This is a genomic window from Prevotella lacticifex (genome assembly GCF_019973375.1).
In the GTDB taxonomy this organism is placed as follows: Bacteria; Bacteroidota; Bacteroidia; order Bacteroidales; family Bacteroidaceae; genus Prevotella; species Prevotella lacticifex.
The window spans coordinates 20,903-40,716 of the sequence record NZ_BPTV01000003.1; the positions used below are offsets into that span (position 1 = coordinate 20,903).

The 19,814-nt window shown below is 42.4% G+C and carries 17 protein-coding genes and 2 pseudogenes; 9 read left to right on the top strand and 10 right to left on the bottom strand.

The annotated features are described in order from the left end of the window. Positions 1–118 precede the first annotated feature (118 nt). Positions 119–1,117 (top strand): virulence RhuM family protein/type II toxin-antitoxin system death-on-curing family toxin, encoded by a 999-nt coding sequence (locus LDN30_RS13975; protein ID WP_373316565.1) that lies wholly within the window; start codon positions 119–121, stop codon positions 1,115–1,117. Positions 1,118–1,166: 49 nt separating this feature from the next. Continuing rightward, positions 1,167–1,898 (top strand): hypothetical protein, encoded by a 732-nt coding sequence (locus LDN30_RS13980; RefSeq protein ID WP_223929952.1) that lies wholly within the window; start codon positions 1,167–1,169, stop codon positions 1,896–1,898. Here LDN30_RS13980 and LDN30_RS13985 read toward each other — a convergent pair. From LDN30_RS13985 to LDN30_RS13995, 3 genes are read right to left on the bottom strand one after another with little or no spacing between them, the layout of a single operon-like run. Beyond that, positions 1,895–2,212 carry a hypothetical protein gene (locus LDN30_RS13985; RefSeq protein WP_223929954.1) on the bottom strand — a complete coding sequence of 106 codons (318 nt, stop codon included), beginning with the start codon at positions 2,210–2,212 and terminating at the stop codon, positions 1,895–1,897. The two genes, LDN30_RS13980 and LDN30_RS13985, sit on opposite strands and share 4 nt — an antisense overlap. 7 nt (positions 2,213–2,219) lie before the next feature. Next, the gene (locus LDN30_RS13990; protein WP_223929956.1) at positions 2,220–2,951 is read right to left on the bottom strand and encodes a hypothetical protein; all 732 of its coding nucleotides are present in this window, start codon (positions 2,949–2,951) and stop codon (positions 2,220–2,222) included. A 12-nt stretch (positions 2,952–2,963) separates the two neighbouring features. Then, positions 2,964–3,818 carry a helix-turn-helix transcriptional regulator gene (locus LDN30_RS13995; RefSeq protein ID WP_223929958.1) on the bottom strand — a complete coding sequence of 285 codons (855 nt, stop codon included), beginning with the start codon at positions 3,816–3,818 and terminating at the stop codon, positions 2,964–2,966. A gap of 173 nt (positions 3,819–3,991) precedes the next feature. On the opposite strand from LDN30_RS13995, the gene LDN30_RS14000 reads away from it, so the two are divergent. Next, a complete protein-coding gene (locus tag LDN30_RS14000) occupies positions 3,992–5,767 on the top strand; it encodes an IS1634 family transposase (RefSeq protein WP_223928554.1) in 1,776 nt (591 codons plus the stop codon). Positions 5,768–6,071: 304 nt separating this feature from the next. On the opposite strand, the gene LDN30_RS14005 is transcribed toward LDN30_RS14000, so the two are convergent. Beyond that, positions 6,072–6,653 (bottom strand): hypothetical protein, encoded by a 582-nt coding sequence (locus LDN30_RS14005; protein ID WP_223929960.1) that lies wholly within the window; start codon positions 6,651–6,653, stop codon positions 6,072–6,074. Positions 6,654–6,843: 190 nt separating this feature from the next. Between LDN30_RS14005 and LDN30_RS14010 the strand changes: the two genes are divergently transcribed. Further along, entirely contained in the window at positions 6,844–7,332 is a 489-nt protein-coding gene (locus tag LDN30_RS14010) for an exonuclease domain-containing protein (protein WP_223929962.1), read from the top strand. 227 nt (positions 7,333–7,559) lie between these two features. Here LDN30_RS14010 and LDN30_RS14015 read toward each other — a convergent pair. The 3 genes and pseudogenes from LDN30_RS14015 to LDN30_RS14025 form a co-directional block, all read right to left on the bottom strand. Further along, positions 7,560–7,790, bottom strand: a pseudogene (locus LDN30_RS14015) (hypothetical protein); the annotation flags it as partial. A gap of 24 nt (positions 7,791–7,814) precedes the next feature. Beyond that, complete coding sequence (locus LDN30_RS14020; protein WP_223925700.1) at positions 7,815–9,233, bottom strand: transposase; 1,419 nt, start codon at positions 9,231–9,233, stop codon at positions 7,815–7,817. 218 nt (positions 9,234–9,451) lie between these two features. Beyond that, a pseudogene (locus LDN30_RS14025) lies at positions 9,452–10,513 on the bottom strand (IS1380-like element IS942 family transposase); the annotation flags it as partial. A 239-nt stretch (positions 10,514–10,752) separates the two neighbouring features. Between LDN30_RS14025 and LDN30_RS14030 the strand changes: the two are divergent. The 3 genes from LDN30_RS14030 (at position 10,753) to LDN30_RS14040 (ending at position 14,383) form a co-directional block, all read left to right on the top strand. Further along, positions 10,753–11,655: a TolB family protein gene (locus tag LDN30_RS14030; RefSeq protein WP_223929964.1), complete on the top strand. Its 903-nt coding sequence runs from the start codon at positions 10,753–10,755 to the stop codon at positions 11,653–11,655. Positions 11,656–11,939: 284 nt separating this feature from the next. Further along, the gene (locus LDN30_RS14035; protein WP_223929696.1) at positions 11,940–13,244 is read left to right on the top strand and encodes an IS1380 family transposase; all 1,305 of its coding nucleotides are present in this window, start codon (positions 11,940–11,942) and stop codon (positions 13,242–13,244) included. A gap of 275 nt (positions 13,245–13,519) precedes the next feature. After that, on the top strand, positions 13,520–14,383 hold the full coding sequence (locus LDN30_RS14040) for a hypothetical protein (RefSeq protein ID WP_223929966.1): 864 nt from the start codon (positions 13,520–13,522) through the stop codon (positions 14,381–14,383). Positions 14,384–14,433: 50 nt separating this feature from the next. On the opposite strand, the gene LDN30_RS14045 is transcribed toward LDN30_RS14040, so the two are convergent. Together LDN30_RS14045 and LDN30_RS14050 are read right to left on the bottom strand one after the other, a co-directional pair. Then, a complete protein-coding gene (locus LDN30_RS14045) occupies positions 14,434–14,805 on the bottom strand; it encodes a DUF2493 domain-containing protein (RefSeq protein WP_223929968.1) in 372 nt (123 codons plus the stop codon). Between the two features lie 230 nt (positions 14,806–15,035). Next, positions 15,036–15,455 (bottom strand): hypothetical protein, encoded by a 420-nt coding sequence (locus tag LDN30_RS14050; protein WP_223929970.1) that lies wholly within the window; start codon positions 15,453–15,455, stop codon positions 15,036–15,038. Positions 15,456–15,680: 225 nt separating this feature from the next. Here LDN30_RS14050 and LDN30_RS14055 point away from each other — a divergent pair, with 225 nt between their 5' ends. Together LDN30_RS14055 and LDN30_RS14060 are read left to right on the top strand one after the other, a co-directional pair. After that, complete coding sequence (locus LDN30_RS14055; protein WP_223929972.1) at positions 15,681–16,130, top strand: hypothetical protein; 450 nt, start codon at positions 15,681–15,683, stop codon at positions 16,128–16,130. 110 nt (positions 16,131–16,240) lie between these two features. Further along, positions 16,241–18,145 (top strand): IS1634 family transposase, encoded by a 1,905-nt coding sequence (locus LDN30_RS14060; RefSeq protein WP_223925324.1) that lies wholly within the window; start codon positions 16,241–16,243, stop codon positions 18,143–18,145. A 614-nt stretch (positions 18,146–18,759) separates the two neighbouring features. On the opposite strand, the gene LDN30_RS14065 is transcribed toward LDN30_RS14060, so the two are convergent. Continuing rightward, the gene (locus tag LDN30_RS14065; RefSeq protein ID WP_223929973.1) at positions 18,760–19,782 is read right to left on the bottom strand and encodes an agmatine deiminase family protein; all 1,023 of its coding nucleotides are present in this window, start codon (positions 19,780–19,782) and stop codon (positions 18,760–18,762) included. Between the last annotated feature and the right edge of the window lie 32 nt (positions 19,783–19,814).

The window sequence follows — 19,814 nt, forward strand, 5'->3', positions numbered from 1 at the left end:
TCTCATACTTTTGATGCTTGGAAGAAATTTCTTTAGTATCAAGCAAATTTTTATAGCAGTGTAACCCAATTTGTAACGTTCTCGTTGTACCTTTGCATTCGAACTCATAATGACAAATATGGAAACAAACGAACTCAACAACAAAATTGTCATATACCAATCAAAAGATGGACATACCCAACTTGACGTAAAGCTGGAAGGTGAAACGGTATGGTTGAACCGCCAGCAATTAGCAGAGCTATTTGACCGCGACGTCAAAACTATTGGCAAGCATATAAATAATGCCTTAAAGGAAGAACTAAATGACGGAATTGCAACTGTCGCAAAATTTGCGACAGTTCAAAAAGAGGGCACTCGCCAAGTAACTCGAAACGTCGAATATTATAATCTTGATGTGATTATTTCCGTTGGTTACCGTGTAAAGAGTAAACGCGGTGTTGAATTTAGACGTTGGGCAAACAGCGTTTTAAAGGACTACCTCATCAAAGGCTATGCCATCAACCAGCGCATTCGTGAGAAGAACTATCAGCAGATGGTTCAGCTAGTTCGTTCTATGGCAAGAACCGTCAAACTTGAAGACCTCACCACAGATGTCCGCAATGCACTTCTTGATGTCGTTGTCGATTACACTTATGCCCTTGACCGTCTTGACGATTATGACTACCAACGACTAACAATTCCGGAGAGTTCTACGGAAGAGAAGTTCCATGCCACTTATGAAGGAGCCATGAAAGTCCTTGAAGAGCTCCGTGAAAAGTTCGGTGGTAACGACCTGTTCGCCAATCAGAAGGACGACAGTTTCAAGAGCAGCATCGGACAGATATATCAGACCTTCGGCGGTCAGGAACTCTATCCAACAGTAGAGGAGAAGGCGGCCATGCTCCTTTATCTCATTACCAAGAACCACAGCTTCAGTGACGGCAATAAGCGTATTGCCGCCACTCTGTTCCTTTGGTTTATGAATGAGAACGGCATTCTCTATGACGACATGCATAACAAGCGCATTGATGATGCCACACTCGTTGCTCTCACATTACTGATAGCAGAAAGCCGACCGGAGGAGAAGGACACAATGGTTAAAGTGGTAGTCAACCTGATAGGACATACCAGTATCTAATAGCAAGACTCTCAAAGTTAAACATTACACCATTCAAAATCAAAAGACTATGGAAGATTCAAATGTTGTTTTCAATTTCGATGATCAAGTGGAAAAAGATACTTTCCACCATCTGATAGCACTTGGCGAAAAGGCAAATCGTGTATTGAAGCATCTGAAACTGGACCTTGGAAATTGGTTCGCAGAAGATTTGCTGACCATCGAAAAAGGATACGAGAAAGTAAAGTACCTGCTTGTCCTGGCCGATGACAACGTTGATATATCCAACTTGCCCAAGGAATATTCAGATGAAAAAATGCCTCGCGAAAACATATTTGTCTTCGATATTGGCGCAAAGCCAGCCCCAAATAAATGGGAAGGTGTCTTCTCGTACCTATGGATCCCTCAAAAATATCAGTACACCACGCTGAAGAATCTCTTCCAATTGTACTATCATGATATTTTGTCGGGGAATGGTCTCGTATGCTTTGATTACAACGACTGGAAGATCAGCGTCAGAGGCAGGAATGAGCTGTCTATCTGCAAAATCAAACTGGATTCCGACTTAAGGCGCAGGATCAAGAAAATACCACGCAAATTCCTCTTGAATGGCAAAAATGTTCTGACAATAGGCTCTCATTCCATCAAAGGGCAGCTCCTGGCAAAAGTCATGAAGCCCATTAACAAGATGGACACCATGTTAGATGTAAATACAGAGACGCATCTTTCTATCCTCGCCAGAGAATTGCCGAAGAGTGAATCATATGTTGCAATGCTGCATTTTGAGCCACTGAAATATTAATCCCATAGATAGCGGAAGTACTTGCAGAATAAGGTAAGTCCTTCCGCAACTTTTTTGTTTTCTTCATCAGACAAAGCCTTTGTGTCCTCAAGCAATTCAAAGGCATCTGTCATTTTCTGGATACCATTATTCCACTCAGCTATGCCTTTGAATCCAGGAGCATTCCCATGTTTATCAAGAGCCTTGAAGCGCCTTAGTCTTGGCGCTATGAGTTTAGCCAAGACATGATACGTTCCGCACACTTCCTCAAATGGAAAGTCATGCTTATAGCTCCACTCTTGTTCTTCTGTAAATTTTTTCTTCAGTTTACCCATACCTCTGTTATAAATAGTCGCACTTGGTCCAGTCAAGATCATCGTATTCTGAATATTCGCTGTAGGTATCGTAATCAGTCTCTACCGTTATCTCAACATTAAAGTCACGGACCCATAGCAAATCAAAAATAGAAAAGCGTGTATGGTCCAAAAGGAAATGGACAGGATGAATTAAATTCATGTCTTTTGTCGCATCCTTATCTACAAACCAGTCATTCCAGTTGTCTGCATCGTTATTTAGATAGAGCATGTAATTCTCTGTATCAAAATTGTCACCCTCAGGATATTTCCAACCACTAATTCCAGTTACTCCATCTTCGTAATGAAAATTATAATCGTCAAGAGAATTATTCAGCACTGCCCATATCTTCTTTGCTCGAATAGACTGCACCGGATGGATAGAAGAATATTGATAGCCCAAGAAGCACTTACCTATAACAGCGAAACTGTCATCTGTATCAGCAAGTTTGACACCATTATAGATTTTGATGGCCTTCTTGCGTATGCTGACTAGCGCATCTCTCAAAGCGTTATTGAAATCAGCCAGCAGAGATTTATAATTACCATTCATTACGAACTCTCTGTCCAAAAACTTCTTCCTTAAGCGAATAAGTTCCCTGATCACAGCAGCATGGCAATCTTCATTGCCACATCCAGTTTCAATATCTCTTTGTGCATCAAGGATTTGCTTCTCAATATCTATAATGTCCGGCAACTTAAATATTTCTTCAACGGTCATAATACCAAGATATTATTTATAATGCTCTAACGACCATTCCAATCTCTTCTTGATACGTTCACGCAGATATGCGGGCTCTAGCACTTCAACGCTCTCACCATGAGACAGCAACTCCTGCTCAAACTCAAACGTCGGTTTGATGTGATACTCGAAAATTGAATACTCAGGTGTCGTCTTTATCTCTTCCTGCGACTCATGAAGTTTCAGAGAGCGGAAGTACTTCGCCTGATTGTCATAGACCTTGATGCGGACTTTTTCCACCTCTCCATCAACAAGCGATACGCCATAGTAAGGCTCGAAGAGTTCCTCGACATCAAAGCTCTTCGGCATCTTGAACTTCTGCTGAGTTATCTCTATGTTCTTGATACGGTCAAGCCCATAGATACGGATGCCTTCAAAAGCCACATTAGCCCCGACGAGATACCAACGTTGCTTGAACACCTTGAGTGCGTACGGCATAAGTTCGAACTCCGACGGCTCATCCTTCCAATAGCTCTGATAGGAGATGCTGATAATCCGATTCTCCCGCATCGCCTCAATTATATCCGTGAGATAATCATAGCCAGAAGGAATTCGTTCGTATGAGATACGCCCTTTCAAGTCTTTGCCCTGCATGAGCATGTTTCCTACCGCAAAGCTGTTGAGCAGCCAGTTCTGAATATCCGGCCTGCCAATAGTATCTTCGTAGGCAATGTAATAACGGTTAGTCCGCTTATCACATTCTATGATAATGCCTAACTGCGATGCAATCTGCTCGCGATGTGAGTACCAAGTCTTCCGGATAATCTCCCTGCCGTCATAGAGGCTGCTTCTTTCCCAACGCTCATTAAGTTCATTTAGCGTAAGTCCATGGTGCGAGCGCCTCAACTCACTTATTTCCCAAATGTATCGTCCAATCAATCTGAATTTTCGATTAATTTGTAGCGATAATACCCACTCTAAAGCTAATTATCTATAAATCAGTAAATATTTAGTTTGTTATGTTTTGCCATTTCACTTATTATTGTTACATTTGTAGCGGTAATCAATGATATAGTATAATGGCAAGACCTATAAGCGATGAGACTGCTCACAAGGTGACGCTTCACATCAATAACGGATATAGATATGCTACACTACGTCCACGTGTGACGAACGAGGCAACCGGTAAGCGCATGAACAAAAGCATTCATTTAGGCACAGTGACCGAAAGCCTGAAGTTCATTCCGGGCAAGGTGTACCTCTACATGTCGCCTGCTGAGCGAAAGAAATTGTTATTCCCACAGGAATGGGATTTGAGTGAACTGGACTCTTTGCCAAGTACGAGGAAAGCAGGGAGACCCACCTACAATGGAGATGCGCAGAACCGTCTGTATGGCGACGTGTGGCTTATGGAAAGAGTTGCGGAGAAGACTAAGATACGCGAGGATCTGGAGAAAGTGTTCGAGGGAAACAAGGAGAAAGTGGATGACATCATGACGCTTGCCATGTTCCCCTATATTTCCAGCTATTCTTACAGCAGGCTCGCTCGCTGGCAGAGATACACCAAGACTCCGTCCGCGCGCGAAATGTCTCCGGGAGACATCACCCGTCTTACGCAGTCAATCACTGAGAAAGACCGCCAGGCCTTGTTGCGCCTTCGTTCAGAAAGAATTGGAAAGATGGAGCTCTGTGCTGTTGACTCCACAAGCAGGTCGGCTTACGGGAGCAGTCTGGCCGACATACGCTGGGGGCACAACAAGGAGAACATTGCCTTGGCGCAGACGAATGAAGTTGTAGTCTATACTCTCAGCAACCACATGCCCATCTATTACAGGTCGTTTCCCGGTAACATCCCTGACTCACGCACTATGGGTGTCATCCAGTCTGACCTGCGCTGTGCCGGTTTTACGAATTACGTAATGATAACGGACAGGGGCTATGGGACAGTGCAAATCCTTGAGGACAACATTCTTCATGACCAGCCCGCTATAATGTGTATGAAGACCGGCCACAAGTTTATCAGCGACAAAATAGACAGCCTTGGAGACTTCAATGTCCGTCCGGACGGAATGGAGATAGACCTTGACAGCAAGCTGTATTACAAACAGTACGACATTGACTACAAGGTACATGGAAAGGGCAAGTCCGAAAAGACAGCAAGCAAGATGCGCCTGAATCTGTTCTTCAATCCCTCGTGGAGAAGCGAGGGGCAAATCAACATAGACATGAAAGTCGAAGGGCAGAGAAGCAGTCTTCAGCAGATGATTGATGGCAAAGAGGAAGCCCCTGACGATGAGACACTCAAAAGGGACTTCTGCATGTTTGACGTAAAACTGGACAAGAAAAGGCATGTCGTGTCGTTTGAGAAGAACGAGAAGAAGTACAACGACTCACTCAGACTTTTAGGGTTTGTCGCCATTGTAACGCTCGGGCTGGATTTGACAGCGCCACAAGCTCTGGCTCACTACAAATTGAGAGACGAGCAGGAAAAGTACTTCCAGCAGATGAAGACGGAGATGTGCTCTGACAGACAAAGAAATTGGAGCGAGGACGGTAAGACCGGCAGGCTGTTCATCTTGTTCGTCGGATTAGTCATAGGATCATATATTAGACACATCTGGAAGACGACAGGCCTTCACAGCATGTTCGCCTCTTCACTGGACATGCTTGACGAGATGAGGAACATAAGATGTATCGAGCGACAGGGGCATACCACCAAGATAACACCTTTTGTCGGGAAGCAGGTAGAGATTGCGAAGGCTTTTGGGCTTGACATCCCAGCCGGGTGTGAACCGGGATACAAGTCGAAAAAGGTAGGTAGAAAAAGAGGAAGGCCAAAGAAAAACGAGTCTTAGAAGATTATCGCTACAAATTAATTGAAAATTCAGAAATCAAGTTTGCTGCCATAATAGTTTATGCTTTTAATAATTGTCCATACAAACTCAACAATTGATTTCTACGTTTCTCCTTGTTTCCCCTATAAAAATGTACACCATCCGACGGGTGCCTCCAAAAATAGTATATACAAAGGACAACTGCATACATATTTATCAGTAATATTACTGAACGCGCCATTAAGCGAGAAAGCCATTGATATTTCATCATTTCTTAAGTTTTTGCCGCAAAGTTACAAAGAGATAGTTACATTTCTGGTTACAGCTAAGAATTATTTTTATGGTACATAAACATTTTCGGCATTTTAATTGGCTTGTTTAAAGCTATCAAAAGACGTATCCGTTGATTGAGATAATCTCTTGTGCCTATTCCATATTTCACTGATGCAGATTTGGCAAGATTGCCAACAATAAAGTTCATAATCGAGTCAAGTTCCTCCATTCCTATTGCATCTGCCGAGGATGTCTGTACAAGGATAATGGCATTGCTGAACGAATGTATTGGCTCCTGAAATTGAACCATTTTCAAAAGTAAATTCGTCACACGTTCTTTCTTCTCAACGCCTTTATCAGAAATAGTATCAATGACAACCGACAACTGTGAAAAGAAAGAAAGGACATCGTCTCTTGATATATGAATAGTCTGAGAGCCATACGCAAACCTATAAGACAACTCATCAATCTTTTTGTAGTCTGTGTCATGCTTCAGAACTTCTATTGTAAAAGGATTGGGAAGACTCTGTTCCTCCTTTTGCAATACGAGTTTGTCAGGACCTGTAATCTCTGCCGAGAGAAGAGTATCCAGCGGCTTGATAAATTCAGGTTCGTTCCATTTTATCCTCTTCATAAACGTGACATTTAAGAATTTTCTTTATCAAGTTATCACTTCCAACATCGGCAGCAAAGTTAACCGCCGACTGTAACAAATCTCTACTCACAACAAAATAATTTCCTTCTTTTGAAAAATATTTTTTTACTGTAACCCGTTTTGTAATAATATACTTGTATCTTTGCAGCATACGAACGACAAAGAAGAAATGAAAGATTTTGCAGCAATCGACTTCGAGACAGCCAACTTTGAGCGGACAAGCGTCTGCTCAGTTGGCGTGGTAATTGTCCGGGATGGCAAGAAAGTAGACCAGTTCTACTCTCTTATCCATCCCGAACCGGACTATTATAATTATGTATGTTCCAGTGTCAATGGACTCTGCCGTGAAGATACTGAGGAAGCTCCAATCTTCCCCGATGTCTGGAAACAGATTGAGCCTAAGATAGAAGGACTGCCGCTTGTAGCCCATAACAAGGCTTTCGACGAGACATGCCTCAAGGCTGTCTTCCGAATGTATCAGATGGACTATCCCGACTATCCGTTCTACTGCACCCTTATAAAATCTCGCCAGGTATGGCCGGGTGGTCATCATAACCTCGACATTATCGCCGAGCGTTGCGGTTACGACCTTAAGAACCATCATCACGCCCTTGCCGATGCAGAAGCGTGCGCTGCCATAGCATTAAAGATTCTGTAAATCTGAAAAACATAAAATATTTCTCAAAACATTTGGTAGAATAAAATTTACTATGTAAACCTCAAATCCGCAACCTATAGGGTTTAGTGGGATTTTGCTTGCAAAGCGACAAAATTCATTTTATTGTACATATTTCTTGCACAACAGAAATGTCGCAGACACAAAATCCCCTTACCCCATAAAGCGACTTGAGGTAATACGCTGGTTTAACCAGAAAAGCATGGTCTTTAACCAAAGTCTGTCTTGAACAGGTTGGCATAAGCATTGTTGTCTGAGTAAATATTCAATACATGCCTACGTGATGTCTTAATCCATTTCGCAGGAACAGAGATGAACTTGAAAACAAAGGTCTTGATTCTGCTGGTGGCACGCAATCCAAATTCATGGGTTTTCAATCTCTGCATAATAGCTTTGTAGAAGTTTCTGATGAGAGCTGTCATAAGCAGGAATACAGTATTCTAAAGAAACCTCCATTTGAGACACTATACACCAAGCATAGCCACTAACTCTTCTATATATTTAAGCATGGTTGCCGTACCCCATTTTCCGCCATCTTTGGTTCTCACCTTCTTGTATTTTGAAAGGTATCTGAATATAGCCTTGTAAGAATATTTCTTGTTTAGTCCCAGCTTGACAAACTCATTCTTAACCCTTGTCGTTATGACGACGGAAAGGAAATTTATCAGTTCAGTGGCATATACGCTGTAGTCGGAATGCACGTTTACCGTGTCACGGTCAACGATATTCTTGTATAGCCAGAACAGAGTCTCCACAGACCATCGCTGGGAATAGGCCAAATAGACGGTCAATGGGTCAAGGTCAGCTTTTGACTTGAAGACAATCAGGCCGAAAAGGCCTTTCTTCTCGGCATAGCTTTCTGCCTTGAAATTATCTTTCTTGTTGGCATTCTGCACATATCCGATCTCCTGTTCGGAAGCAGCTTTCGGGTCGCGGAAAGAGTAGAGGTACTTGCCATTTGACATTTTTTGCTTCTTGTAGAGAATCGTGCCGTCCTTATAGTCTTTCAATGGCATTGTCGGCTCATCCATCTTGTAATTCTTTATGAACGCCGAGTTCTGCTTCAATGGTATCAGGTATGCCAGTCCTTCCATCTTATCGACTTTCTCAAACAACTTGTTGTTGTAGAAGCCCTTGTCGAAGACCATCAGACCGTTCTTAATCTCATACTCCGCTACAAAGTCGTCTATCGCCGTCTGATCCAGCATGTTGCCTGCGTAAGGTTTTGCCGCGATGGGCTCACGCGTCAATGGGTTGAAGGCATACAGCAGGCTGATGTCCTTGGAGCCCTTCTTAGCCCCCTTGCGCGAGAACTCCGAGAGGCTCCCCGTCTTGGCATTGTAGTCCTTGAGCATGCCGTCAATGACCATGTTACCGCCGGTAAATGTATTCACTCTATTGCGCATGAACTCACAGATAAGGGAGTATGCCTTGCCTATCTCCATAAGGAATCCGGACACTGCCGTCTCAGACAAATGCACTCCCGGATACATCTCTGATGCAAATGAGCAGAGGTACTGTACCTGCAAGTCACGGTTCATGATGTCTCCATATGAAGCACGGAGCAAGGCTATGATATAGAGGCACTTCGCATCGTCGAGATTCCAAACCTTGGCGAGTTCTTGAAGAAGTCCACTGCCGTACTTGTCACAGAGAGCCACCTCTCCATAATCTTTTATATCCACTCGATTTTTCTTGCGCATATACGAGCCCTCGACAAACTTTCCGTTTACAATTTCTCCTACCGTTCCTATGTCTACGGGGACAGGCTTCCCGTTAATTCTTTTGCTCGTCCTTTTTATGACGACAAAACGACTGCCTCTCTGTCGGACTATCGTACTTTTGGGGCGGGCGACTGACAATATCTCTTCTGGAATAGCCATAAATATGTATAGTATCTATATAATTAAAAGAACTATACAAAGGTACAAATAAATGGCCATATCTGCAAGAAATTACCAATAATATTGGCAAAAATAATTATGCAGAGACTAAAACAAGGGGAAGTTTAAACGGGCTTTCTACGAAAGAAAGCCCTTGCTAAGCCAGAAACGGCAAAGCAAGGGCCAAATTGTATAGTGTCTCAAATGGAGGTTTCTTTAGTATTCTGTGCCATGAACGATTTTGGCAATCGATTCCAGCCAAAGCCATTGTTCATGTCATCGAAGATGCGTTCCTTGCCACCACGAAGATTGTAGAATTCCACGATGTCTCTTGCACTCGACTTGTAATCGTTAGTCAGTATACATCTGTAGGTATATTCGCCTTCCCAAATGTCAAGGTCTCCATCTATTCGCCTTTGTCTCTGTATGACAAGACGATACGGTTTTCCTTTCCATTTCTCAACAAGGATGGAATTCAGCTCAAATTCAATACCGTTGATTTCAACAGTTTTCCATCCAGTCAAGGCAAACATGGAATCGTAGAAGGAAGAGCATCTGTTGGCACGAATATAAAAATGCCTGCAATGAGCCTCTACCATATCTACGATTTCCTCCGAGCATGAGCCGCAATCCATGCGGGCACGGGATATATATACTTCTGATGCCTCCAGTCGCTTGAAGATTCTTTCCAAAGTCTCTCTTTGGTTGAAGCGCACGTTTGTGTTGCCGTCTCTATTTTCAATACCGACAATCATGTCGTTAATGACTGCCACACCTGGACTATAGCCCAGGAACTTCTTGTAGGTTGGTTTTGCATCATGCTTCTCTGTTTCAATGAACTGATGGTCAAAGTCAAAATCATACTCTTGACCGGATTTCAATTGACCAGTAGCAAGCAGGGCTTTGATCAATAAGCAGTTCATCTTGTCTGCAGTATTGAAATCATAGGAGTTGCCAGAAGCAGATTTATAGGTGATGTTCTTACAAGTCAGTTCTTCGATAGCACGCAATATGGTGTCTGCGCTGCAAGTGCGAAGAGTTGGATGAAGAGACAAATGTTTCATCAAGTGAGTTGTAACATCCTCAATACATGAGCCGCCACAAAGATATACGCACATCAGAGAGCGTAGAATTTCGCTATATTGATAACCAAACATAGTGCATCTCAATCCCAAGGTGGAATCTATGGTTTGAGCTAAAAGAGCATCAAATTGCTCCATAATAGAAAAAATTCCTCCAAAAGGAGTGAGTTTCTCAGATTTTATTTGTATCTTTGCCATGTCATATTAGAGTTTTGCTTGTCTTCTTTTCGCAACACTAAGGTAAGTGAAAATTCTGACATGGCAAAATCCTGGGCAACTTTTTGTTGCTCAGGCACTTATAAATAATGTTAAACTATAGTGTTGCGGAATTAAGGATTAATTCTAACTGAAAGACTAACATGAAAAAGGCTCTATTAATGATTATGCTTGTTAGTGTTGCACTGACAACTCAAGCAAAAAAGCGGTTCGCTATTACTATGACCGGAGAAAATCTGGCAACCCTTACTCAGGTTACTGACAATCAGGAACCTTGTCTTGATCCATTCGGTGGTGACGACGGCTCTCCGCTGTACTTCTCTGTGCGTGAGAATAAGAGGTACTACAACATCTATAAGAAGGAGAATCCTTTCTCAGCCAGTATGTCACAGAAGACTAGCGGCAAGAACAACAACCGCTATCCTTGCTACAACAAGAACACTGACAAGCTCGCATTCAGCTGCCAGCAGGACGGAGCTTACACATCGGACATCTATACTATGTTCGACAACAAGGGCAAGGCTCTCTCGCAGGTTACAGAAAGCAGTGATGCTTACGAGAGCAGTCCGAGTTTCAACAAGGAAGGCGACTTGATAGTTTATGACAAGATTGCCTACACGTATTACCGTAAGGCAAACTGGGCTACATTCCTCTTCGGGTTCGGTGGAAATACCGTTGTTGTTGAGAACAGTGAGATCTGGATGAAGAATCTCAAAACCGGTGAAACAACTCTGCTCGGAAATGGATATTCACCATGCTTCTCGCCTGACGGAAAGAGCATAGCTTACGTCAAATATTCGAGCGATGCCAAGAGTACAAGTATCTGGGTTATGAAAATAGATGGTAGTGAGCAGGTACAGATAACCGATGCAAAGAAGGGCTTCGCGCTCAATCCTAGATGGAGTCCTGACGGCAAGCGGCTTATCTTCCAGTCGGCGAAGAAGGACAAGAAGGATGCCGACCTCTATGTGGTTGATACCGACGGCAACAATCTTACACAGCTCACCATCAATAACTCTTATGACGGACAGCCTTACTGGACTACTGACGGCTACATCTATTTCGTTTCCGACCGTGGTAATGAGGCTGGCAATTATCAGATCTGGCGATTCAAGTATGAATAATCTTTTCTTTTCTTTAATTCGAGAATACAAGGATAAGCCCCGTAGCTTTAGGTGTCAAACACAAAAGCTGCGGGGCTTTTCCGAATAAAAAACATTCCCTTTTCTTTGCCAATCCGTATGTTTCCATTATCTTTGCACCCTTAATTCCGCAACTAATTGCGCAATTCTTTATTAATATTTTTTATAAGTCTCTGAGGAACAATAAGTTCCCCAGAGTTTTGCCATTTGCAGAATTTTCACTAACTTTATGGTCTCAAAACAAAAATAGTTCAATTCTAAATGACATGGCAAAAGTAGCAATAAAATATGATAACATAGTCCCCTACGGCGGAATTTTTTATGCTATGAACGAATTTAAACGCGCAGGACTGGACAAACTGGTAGACGGGCGGCTTAATCTCCGCTGTGCGAACTATGGCTACCAGTACAGCGATATTATGCTTGCGCTATTCTGCATATATCTCTGCGGCGGTGACCACATAGAGGATATTACAACCATATTGAACAAGTATCTGAGCACTGCCCCAGATGCGAGGATACCAAGTTCTGACACCATCGCCCGTGGGCTGAAGGAGCTGAGCGCCATGAGTATAGCCTATACGAGTAAAGCTGGCAATGTATATGCGCATGATCCTGCCATGAAACTAAACTCCTTGATGCTTGACATGGCATTGCTGCTTGGCCTTCTGAAAAAGGGGCAGGGCATTGATGTCGACTTTGACAACGAGTTCATCCCCGCTGAGAAAAGCGACGCGCTGTATTCCTATAAAAAACAGCGCGGCTACTTCCCGGGCGTGATGACATCCGGTCCGCTGATAATCGGCATTGAAAACAGGCAGGGCAACTCGAATGTCAAGTTTGAGCAAGTGGAAGAGCTGACACGCATGCTGGACAATATCGAGGCTCACGGACTTTATGTGCGCATGTTCCGTGCCGATTGCGGCTCGTTCATCAAGGAACTTGTTGAGGAGCTCTTTCTTCGGACAGAGACGTTTTACCTCCGTGCCAGCAGCTGTGCTGACCGCAGGCAGATGTATGAACAGTGCAAGGATTGGCGTCACACGTCGGTAAATGGCCAGGATATGGACGTCGCATCATTTGAATTCACCGAATTCCTTTCCGACTGGCATTTACGGCTTGTAGTGCAGCGCACCAAGATGGACGCAGAACAGGGAGAGCGGTTCCTGCCCGGCATGGAATATATGTACCGCGCCATACTGACCAGCGACCATAACAGCACCGAAGAGCAGGTCATTGACAAGTACAATCAACGAGGCGCTTGTGAAAAGAATTTCGACGTTCAGAATAACGACTTCGGTTGGGCACATCTTCCGTTCTCAACCATGGAGGACAACACGGTGTTCCTTCTCTTTACCGCCATGCTGAAGAATTTCTATCAGTACTTGTTGTCAAAGGTCAGCGCCATTTTCCCCGGCATAGACATGAAAAGTCGCCTTAAGCGCTTTGTCTTTGCCTTCATTGTTGTTCCGGCTAAATGGGTCCGTGTCGCCAGGCAATGGACTCTGAATATCTACACTAAGAACAGATGGTTGCACTACTGGACAATTTTCAACGCCAGCTACGGATGAGCCAAACGTTTTGGAGGGTTAACAATTTAATATCCCTAATGGGGGCAAGGGGGCTTTATGCGCTCATATCAGTTAGGATATGGCAAAAAGCCAGTTTGAACAAGAGAAATTGCATTCTGGGCGGTTTTGACCGCAATGGCCTGAGACTATTAGTAGGGTTGCGGAATTGAGGGTAAATTTACAACCGATAACTTATTAAAACATAGATCTCAATATTACTAAGCAAGTTTTTATGACTTCCATAGCGATATTTTTGTGGTATATAAACAAATAATATGAGTACAAAAAATTACATGGCTGAAAACCAAAGAATTCTTGACGAATGGCAAAAGGCTTTCGAAAAGAATGGTGGCAATGCCGACAATTTTTCATGGGACGGTATCCTTTTTAAAGGCGAAGTTTACCGTGAAGGAGGATCTGACAATTGGGTCAGAAAAGAGAGCGACAATGACACTGTAGAGAATGAATTATGGGATAATGCTCCCATAAGAATTCTGTTTCTAACTAAGGACCAGAATGTCGGAGACGGCGGAGCATGGGATAGTCGCATTAATTCTTTCAGAGAGAAGAATAGCGACAAAGAAGACCATGTCTTATCAAAATACCATAATTCGTTTGGCAAACGCATGGCCTATATTGCATATGGATTGGCTAATACGACAGACGACAAAGATGTCGCCTTGAATTTTATTCAGAGCCATGAGTCAGATGTAGTTAAATTCCTTGACTCGTTCCCTCTTGCTCACATTAATTGTAAGAAGGAAGGCGGTTCTGCTTCATGCCCAGATGAACTGTTTCAGAATGCTTTAAAGGAGTATGAGAAATTCCTTGAACAACAAATTGAAAATGTTGACGCTGACATTTTCGTATGTTGCGGATCAACTCAGGCTGGGTATCATAAAGACAAAGCAAACTATTCCTTAGATTTTTTGCAGAATCATGGATATAATTTCGAGTATTTAGGTTCTAAATATAGCGATCTGTATTACGATGCTAAAAGGAATAAGTTGGCTATCGATTCATACCATTTAAGCTATACTGGTGTGTCTGATCAGGAATTATACGATCAGGACGTTGAGACCTATCATAAATTTTTGATTGATCATCCAGAATTTCTAATATCGCATAGGAATAAATAATTTTGAGGGGCATGTGATAATCAGTCGCATGTCCCTTATTTAAGAGCAACTTAATATCTAACAACATTAACATCAAGACCTTTACTCTTGGCATATTCTATCATGTGCTTGGTTCCATGGCTTTCACCATCCCAAAAGGCAATGAGACCATTGGCAATGTCACCCATTTGCTCATTACGACGGAATCCGGCACTACGATAGTGTGCTTTCCAGTCTGCCGGATAAACTTCAAGCTTAAGTCCATGTTCTTCAGCAAACCTTTCGCCAAGCATGTCTGCACCTTTTGCATGCCCAGACATAATAATGACGTCGTGATTAACCATCTGCCTTTCGATAATCGGAAGACATTTTGATTGCAAGAGGCTATAATCGTCAAAGTCTCTACCTCCAGCTATAATAATTCCATAAATTTCCTTGTCCATAAGAATCTGGATTTATTTTACAAAAACAAAAGTTTTTACCTTCCCATCGCCACCCAAATCCCAGGTATCCATAAGTTCTATTGGACGCACTGGCAAATTGTCAAACGACTGGCTCGTCATGCATTGATGTTCCTTTCGTCTGAACCGCCGATTACTCTTCCGCTTCCCTCGTTTCTGAGATTTACAGCCAACCCAAGTGATGCATATCACCTTCTTTCTACTTCTGCTCATCACATGTCTCTATTTACTGGCAATAATGGTAAGGAGGTCTTATCCTCCAAACTTTCATTCACTGCAGTGTAAACTGACAAACGACTACCATCAGAAATAATACTTCCACAGAAATTCCTCAGCCTCTGTTCCTCATCCATCATAAGCGGATGGCTCATCGCATACTCAATGCAGAAAGTAAAACGAGTATAATTTCCCGGCTTCATCAGAGCGTACTCCTTGTACTGTCTTTCAATAGCACTTACACGCGACTCCCCATCCTCCGGAAACGAAAAAATCCTCACCTTGGCTATAGTACCAGCATCCCTCAGATAACTAAGTTTACCCGTCATGCCCGCATCCTTATGCTCATAGTCCGAAATCAGCCTTTCAACCTCATCTTTACCAACAATCTTGTTGCTTACATCTTTCTTGTTCATAGCTTAATCATTTAAATTGAGATGCAAAGGTAACCGTAGGATGTAACAAAACGCTACCCAACTCAAAAATATTAGAAAAAAGAATGATATATTTGTATTTTACAAGAGAAACGCCTAAATTTGTAGCCAACAACTAGAACGTATTTGAAATTGGGAAGATATGCTTTTACAGAGGCATAATTCTTTCCTCTTAAACAATTAAAACTAAGATTTATAACCATGAGTATGAATGAACAATTAAAGGGGCTGTATCAACAGCATTGGGACAAGACTCGTGATGAAATCGTAATTGGGAAAGATTCTGCTTTTCCATTTATGATAAGTGTAAGTAAACGGTATGAGAATGCCACTAAAAAAGTAATGTTCTGTGGTCAAGAAACGAATTGCTGGAATGGAAAAGAAACTCATAATTACGATCCAGAGCTGGTTAAACGTTCTACGGTAGGAACTATAACCAAATGCTACAATGATTTTGTAAATAAGGAGAAAAGGATGGGATATAATAGTCCTTTTTGGAATTTCATAAATCGTCTAGCAACACAAAATGCTAATAAAGGATTCATTGTTAACAATATAGTAAAAATAGGAAAGAAAAGAAGAAAAGGCTATAATAGAGTGATAGATGAAGAAGCTCATAAGTATTTCCCTGTCTTTAACCCAAGTTTGACGCTCTAATGTTTTTTTTCAGAATTTTTTCCAGTGTTTATAGGGGTTTGCGTGGTCAAACTGCTCAAAATCGCAATGTAGAACACAGCAATGTCGTAGGGATTGCTTATCTTTGCGGCATGAATTTTACGTCCCAAATACGTTACAACCCACAGACGTGTAAAGACGAGAAGTATTACCGTCTGAAGGAGTCCTATCGCGATGCCAGCGGTAGGGTATGTACTTTGATATTGCTCAATGTCGGGTTTATACATGACCTATCCCCAGAGCAGATAAGAGATGTTGCGCGTGGACTGACGTATCTGTACAATCACCAGAAGGATGTCCAACTTTGGGATGAGAAACTGCAAGGTTACTCGGAAGTGGTTCGTGACAGAGTGCATGCGTACTGGGCCAGACTTGTCGAGGAGGAAAAACTTGATATTGTGGGCAACGCCTACGAGAGAAGCAAGTCCAAGGCCAGGAAACGGATAGATGTTGACACTATGAGGCATACAGACGCAAGGGAAGTCGGCTGCGAATGGCTATGCCTGCAAACGATTCGTAAACTTGGTCTGGATACATTTCTCCGTTCTTTGGGATGGTCTGAGGACAAGGTGAAGGTCACTTTGGCCCATCTTATTACGAGGGCGGCCTATACTCCGTCCGAATTAAAGTCAATATCCATTATAAAAGAGAACTCTGCAGTGTGCGAACTCCTTGACCTTCCTATGGCCAAAATAACTCCAAGGAGGATATATCGAGTTGCCGATGACCTTTATTCCATAAAGGATAAGCTTGAGAAGTATCTTTGCCACAAGACCGATGACCTCTTCAAACCGACCAACCGCATTATGCTCTTCGATCTCACCAACTTTTATTTTGAGGGACGCAAGACCGGCAGCAAGAAGGCTGCCTTTGGCCGTTCAAAGGAGAAACGCAGCGACTGCAAGCTGCTTGTCCTCGCGCTATGCATCAATACTGACGGCTTCATACGTTACAGTGCGGTACTGGAAGGCAATACCGCCGATCCAAAGTCACTTCCCAACATGGTGGACGAGCTTATTGCTGAGAATCCGGCCAAATGTCCCGATAACGAGGGAGTGCTTGTAGTCATTGACGCAGGTATCTCAACTGAAGATAACCTCAAGACTATAAGGGACAAAGGATACAACTATCTTTGTGTATCCCGCAAAGCTCTTACCGAATACACCACCCCCGAGAATGCTCCCAAAGTCACAGTTTGCGATTGCTTGAAGCGCGAGATAACGCTTCAACGCGTAACAACGGCCAAGAATGACGACTGTTACCTCAAAATAGACTCTCCTGCAAAAGCGTTGAAGGAAGAATCCATGAACCGCAAATTCCGTGAGCGTTTTGAGGAAGGGTTGAAAAAAATCAGAAAGAGTACCCAATCAAAACACGGGATAAAAAACTACGGCAAGGTACAAAACAGGATCGGTGCCCTGCAAGGAAAATATCCCTCTATAAGCCGATATTACAATATAAAAGTTGAGGATGACGGACACGACAAAGTCGCTTCTATGACATGGGAGGTCAACATCCCGGACAAGGTGGAATACGGAACATACTTCCTCAGAACCAATGTGAAGAAATTAGATGAGGAAACGACCTGGAACTACTATAATCTTATACGTGAAATAGAATGCTCCAACCGGCAGCTCAAAACCGACCTCAGCCTCAGGCCCATATACCACCAGACTGACAATAGGGCAGACGCACACCTTTTCTTAGGGCTGCTGGCTTACTGGATAGTAAACACCGTGCGCCATCAGATGAAGGTTGCCCGGCGAAAGCAAGGCAAGGATGAGCATGGGCGGGAGCGTTCGACACCGTACTGGTCGGAGATCATGCGGATCATGAAGACTCAAAAAGCAGTTACTACCACAGCAGTAAATGCGCTTGGAGAGGCTGTCGAGACCAGACTGTGCAGTGTGCCTACAGATAGTGCAGCTGAAATCTACGAGTTGTTGAAAATCAGTAAAGTGCCATTTAAAAAAATAAAAATCTGTAGAACACAGTAGGACTTTTTAAAAACACTAAATTGCTGATACAGAACAACTAAGCAAAATACGATGTCAAAGTTGGGTTAAGGAAGAAGTGAACATCTTGAAGCCAGATCTTATAATCTTCCTAACTGGTCCTAATTATGATGACAAGATAGAGTACAATTTAGGAAGTTTCTCTAAAGAGAACTGCCTGGACAAGGAAGAGTTTTCTTTCTTGAATAATCCTGCGAACATCTGTTTTGATAAATTGAACTTCAACGATAACAATATTCCTCTATCATATCGAATCAATCATCCCGGAGCAATACAGAGACGACATCAATATTATCCGATGATAAAGGCAATTGACATCATTATAAAGGATCTTTAAACATCAGATATAGTAATTTGACGGCATTTTTCCATTTGGCACGCAATATAAATGAATTATTACCACAAGATAAAGTTTTAAACGGAGGGCGTATGGTTACGACTCTCCGTTCGTCCTTATCCGTAATATTTACTGGCTACACACTTGGCAAAAAGTATAATTGACTAGGTTAATAATACATTATGTCCGCATTAGAGTTTCAAAGGTGACTCTAATGCGGACATTTTTTATCCTAAGATTCTAATTACAAAGAAGAATTCTATTTTACCTTAAAGTGAAAATCTAAATTGTAAAATATACCCCATCGTCCTTTTTCAGAATCATCAACTATTTTTATTTCATGCCCTTTATTTATCAAATCAAAGAGCCTTTCGTATAGCATAACAATGCAATGTTCCGAGTATTCATCTGTGGCAACGACCATATCATCACCAAGGATTACTTTCTTGTATAAGTCGGCTACAGAACCTATATATTCACTCTGCTTTAACAACCAGTTATAAACTTCATGTGCCTGTCTATCGTAAAGACTTTCATATATTGGAGTCTTATCCTCATGGATATTCCATGACACACAATTAAGAGCACCGCCTTTACGGACAATTCCAGTCGTCTCTATTCCCTTAACGTCATAATCCTCGCCGTAGACATTCTGAATCTGCTCTATAGCAAGATCATCACTATGCTTGTCGACAAGAGGAACAAAGATATGATTGCCAACTTGCAAGAAGTTTAAGTGAGCCCAACTATAGCTGCGATATGACTTACCATAACAAAGCTCATCTATAGTTTTGAAGTGCGGTAACAATAAAGACAGCAGTTGCTGACGAAAAGCCTCATCAACATCCTTATAATCATTCAAGAGTATATGGTCATGTCCTACATAACGAACCATACCATCAGCATGTCCGAATTTCTCACCCGTATCCCATGGTATAAGTATCAGTTCTGCCTGAAAAGCCTCTTCTAACATCTTCGGCAACATCTTCGGCGAAGTACAGCCATTCTCCTTGAATATCTTATCGGTCATGATTATCTTGTCTCCACAACGGATGACATTACCACCATCAATTGCGATAGGAGTCTTACGGACTGTCGAGTCAGTAAAATCATAACAACCATCAACATCAGAAGTGATATATCCCTTATCATTCTTAAGATAATCAGGTCTGTATAAGTAAGATACGAAAGAGTTGTCAGCCATTTCAATAGGCATAAAGTCTCTAACCCAAACATCTTTTGTGCCAGGCAACAAACCATAAGGGACGTTGTTATCGTCCAATGTCTTCTTAATATTTTTCCAGCACTTGTAAG

Excerpts from the sequence above, each read along its gene's own strand:
- LDN30_RS14010 (WP_223929962.1), top strand. The coding sequence starts at position 6,844 with ATGAAAGATTTTGCAGCAATCGACTTCGAGACAGCCAACTTTGAGCGG.
- LDN30_RS14050 (WP_223929970.1), bottom strand. The coding sequence starts at position 15,455 with ATGAACAAGAAAGATGTAAGCAACAAGATTGTTGGTAAAGATGAGGTT.
- LDN30_RS14045 (WP_223929968.1), bottom strand. The coding sequence starts at position 14,805 with ATGGACAAGGAAATTTATGGAATTATTATAGCTGGAGGTAGAGACTTT.
- LDN30_RS14020 (WP_223925700.1), bottom strand. The coding sequence starts at position 9,233 with ATGGCTATTCCAGAAGAGATATTGTCAGTCGCCCGCCCCAAAAGTACG.
- LDN30_RS13990 (WP_223929956.1), bottom strand. The coding sequence starts at position 2,951 with ATGACCGTTGAAGAAATATTTAAGTTGCCGGACATTATAGATATTGAG.
- LDN30_RS14035 (WP_223929696.1), top strand. The coding sequence starts at position 11,940 with ATGGCAAAAGTAGCAATAAAATATGATAACATAGTCCCCTACGGCGGA.
- LDN30_RS13980 (WP_223929952.1), top strand. The coding sequence starts at position 1,167 with ATGGAAGATTCAAATGTTGTTTTCAATTTCGATGATCAAGTGGAAAAA.
- LDN30_RS14005 (WP_223929960.1), bottom strand. The coding sequence starts at position 6,653 with ATGAAGAGGATAAAATGGAACGAACCTGAATTTATCAAGCCGCTGGAT.
- LDN30_RS14030 (WP_223929964.1), top strand. The coding sequence starts at position 10,753 with ATGACCGGAGAAAATCTGGCAACCCTTACTCAGGTTACTGACAATCAG.
- LDN30_RS13975 (WP_373316565.1), top strand. The coding sequence starts at position 119 with ATGGAAACAAACGAACTCAACAACAAAATTGTCATATACCAATCAAAA.
- LDN30_RS13985 (WP_223929954.1), bottom strand. The coding sequence starts at position 2,212 with ATGGGTAAACTGAAGAAAAAATTTACAGAAGAACAAGAGTGGAGCTAT.
- LDN30_RS14040 (WP_223929966.1), top strand. The coding sequence starts at position 13,520 with ATGAGTACAAAAAATTACATGGCTGAAAACCAAAGAATTCTTGACGAA.
- LDN30_RS14055 (WP_223929972.1), top strand. The coding sequence starts at position 15,681 with ATGAATGAACAATTAAAGGGGCTGTATCAACAGCATTGGGACAAGACT.
- LDN30_RS14000 (WP_223928554.1), top strand. The coding sequence starts at position 3,992 with ATGGCAAGACCTATAAGCGATGAGACTGCTCACAAGGTGACGCTTCAC.
- LDN30_RS14060 (WP_223925324.1), top strand. The coding sequence starts at position 16,241 with ATGAATTTTACGTCCCAAATACGTTACAACCCACAGACGTGTAAAGAC.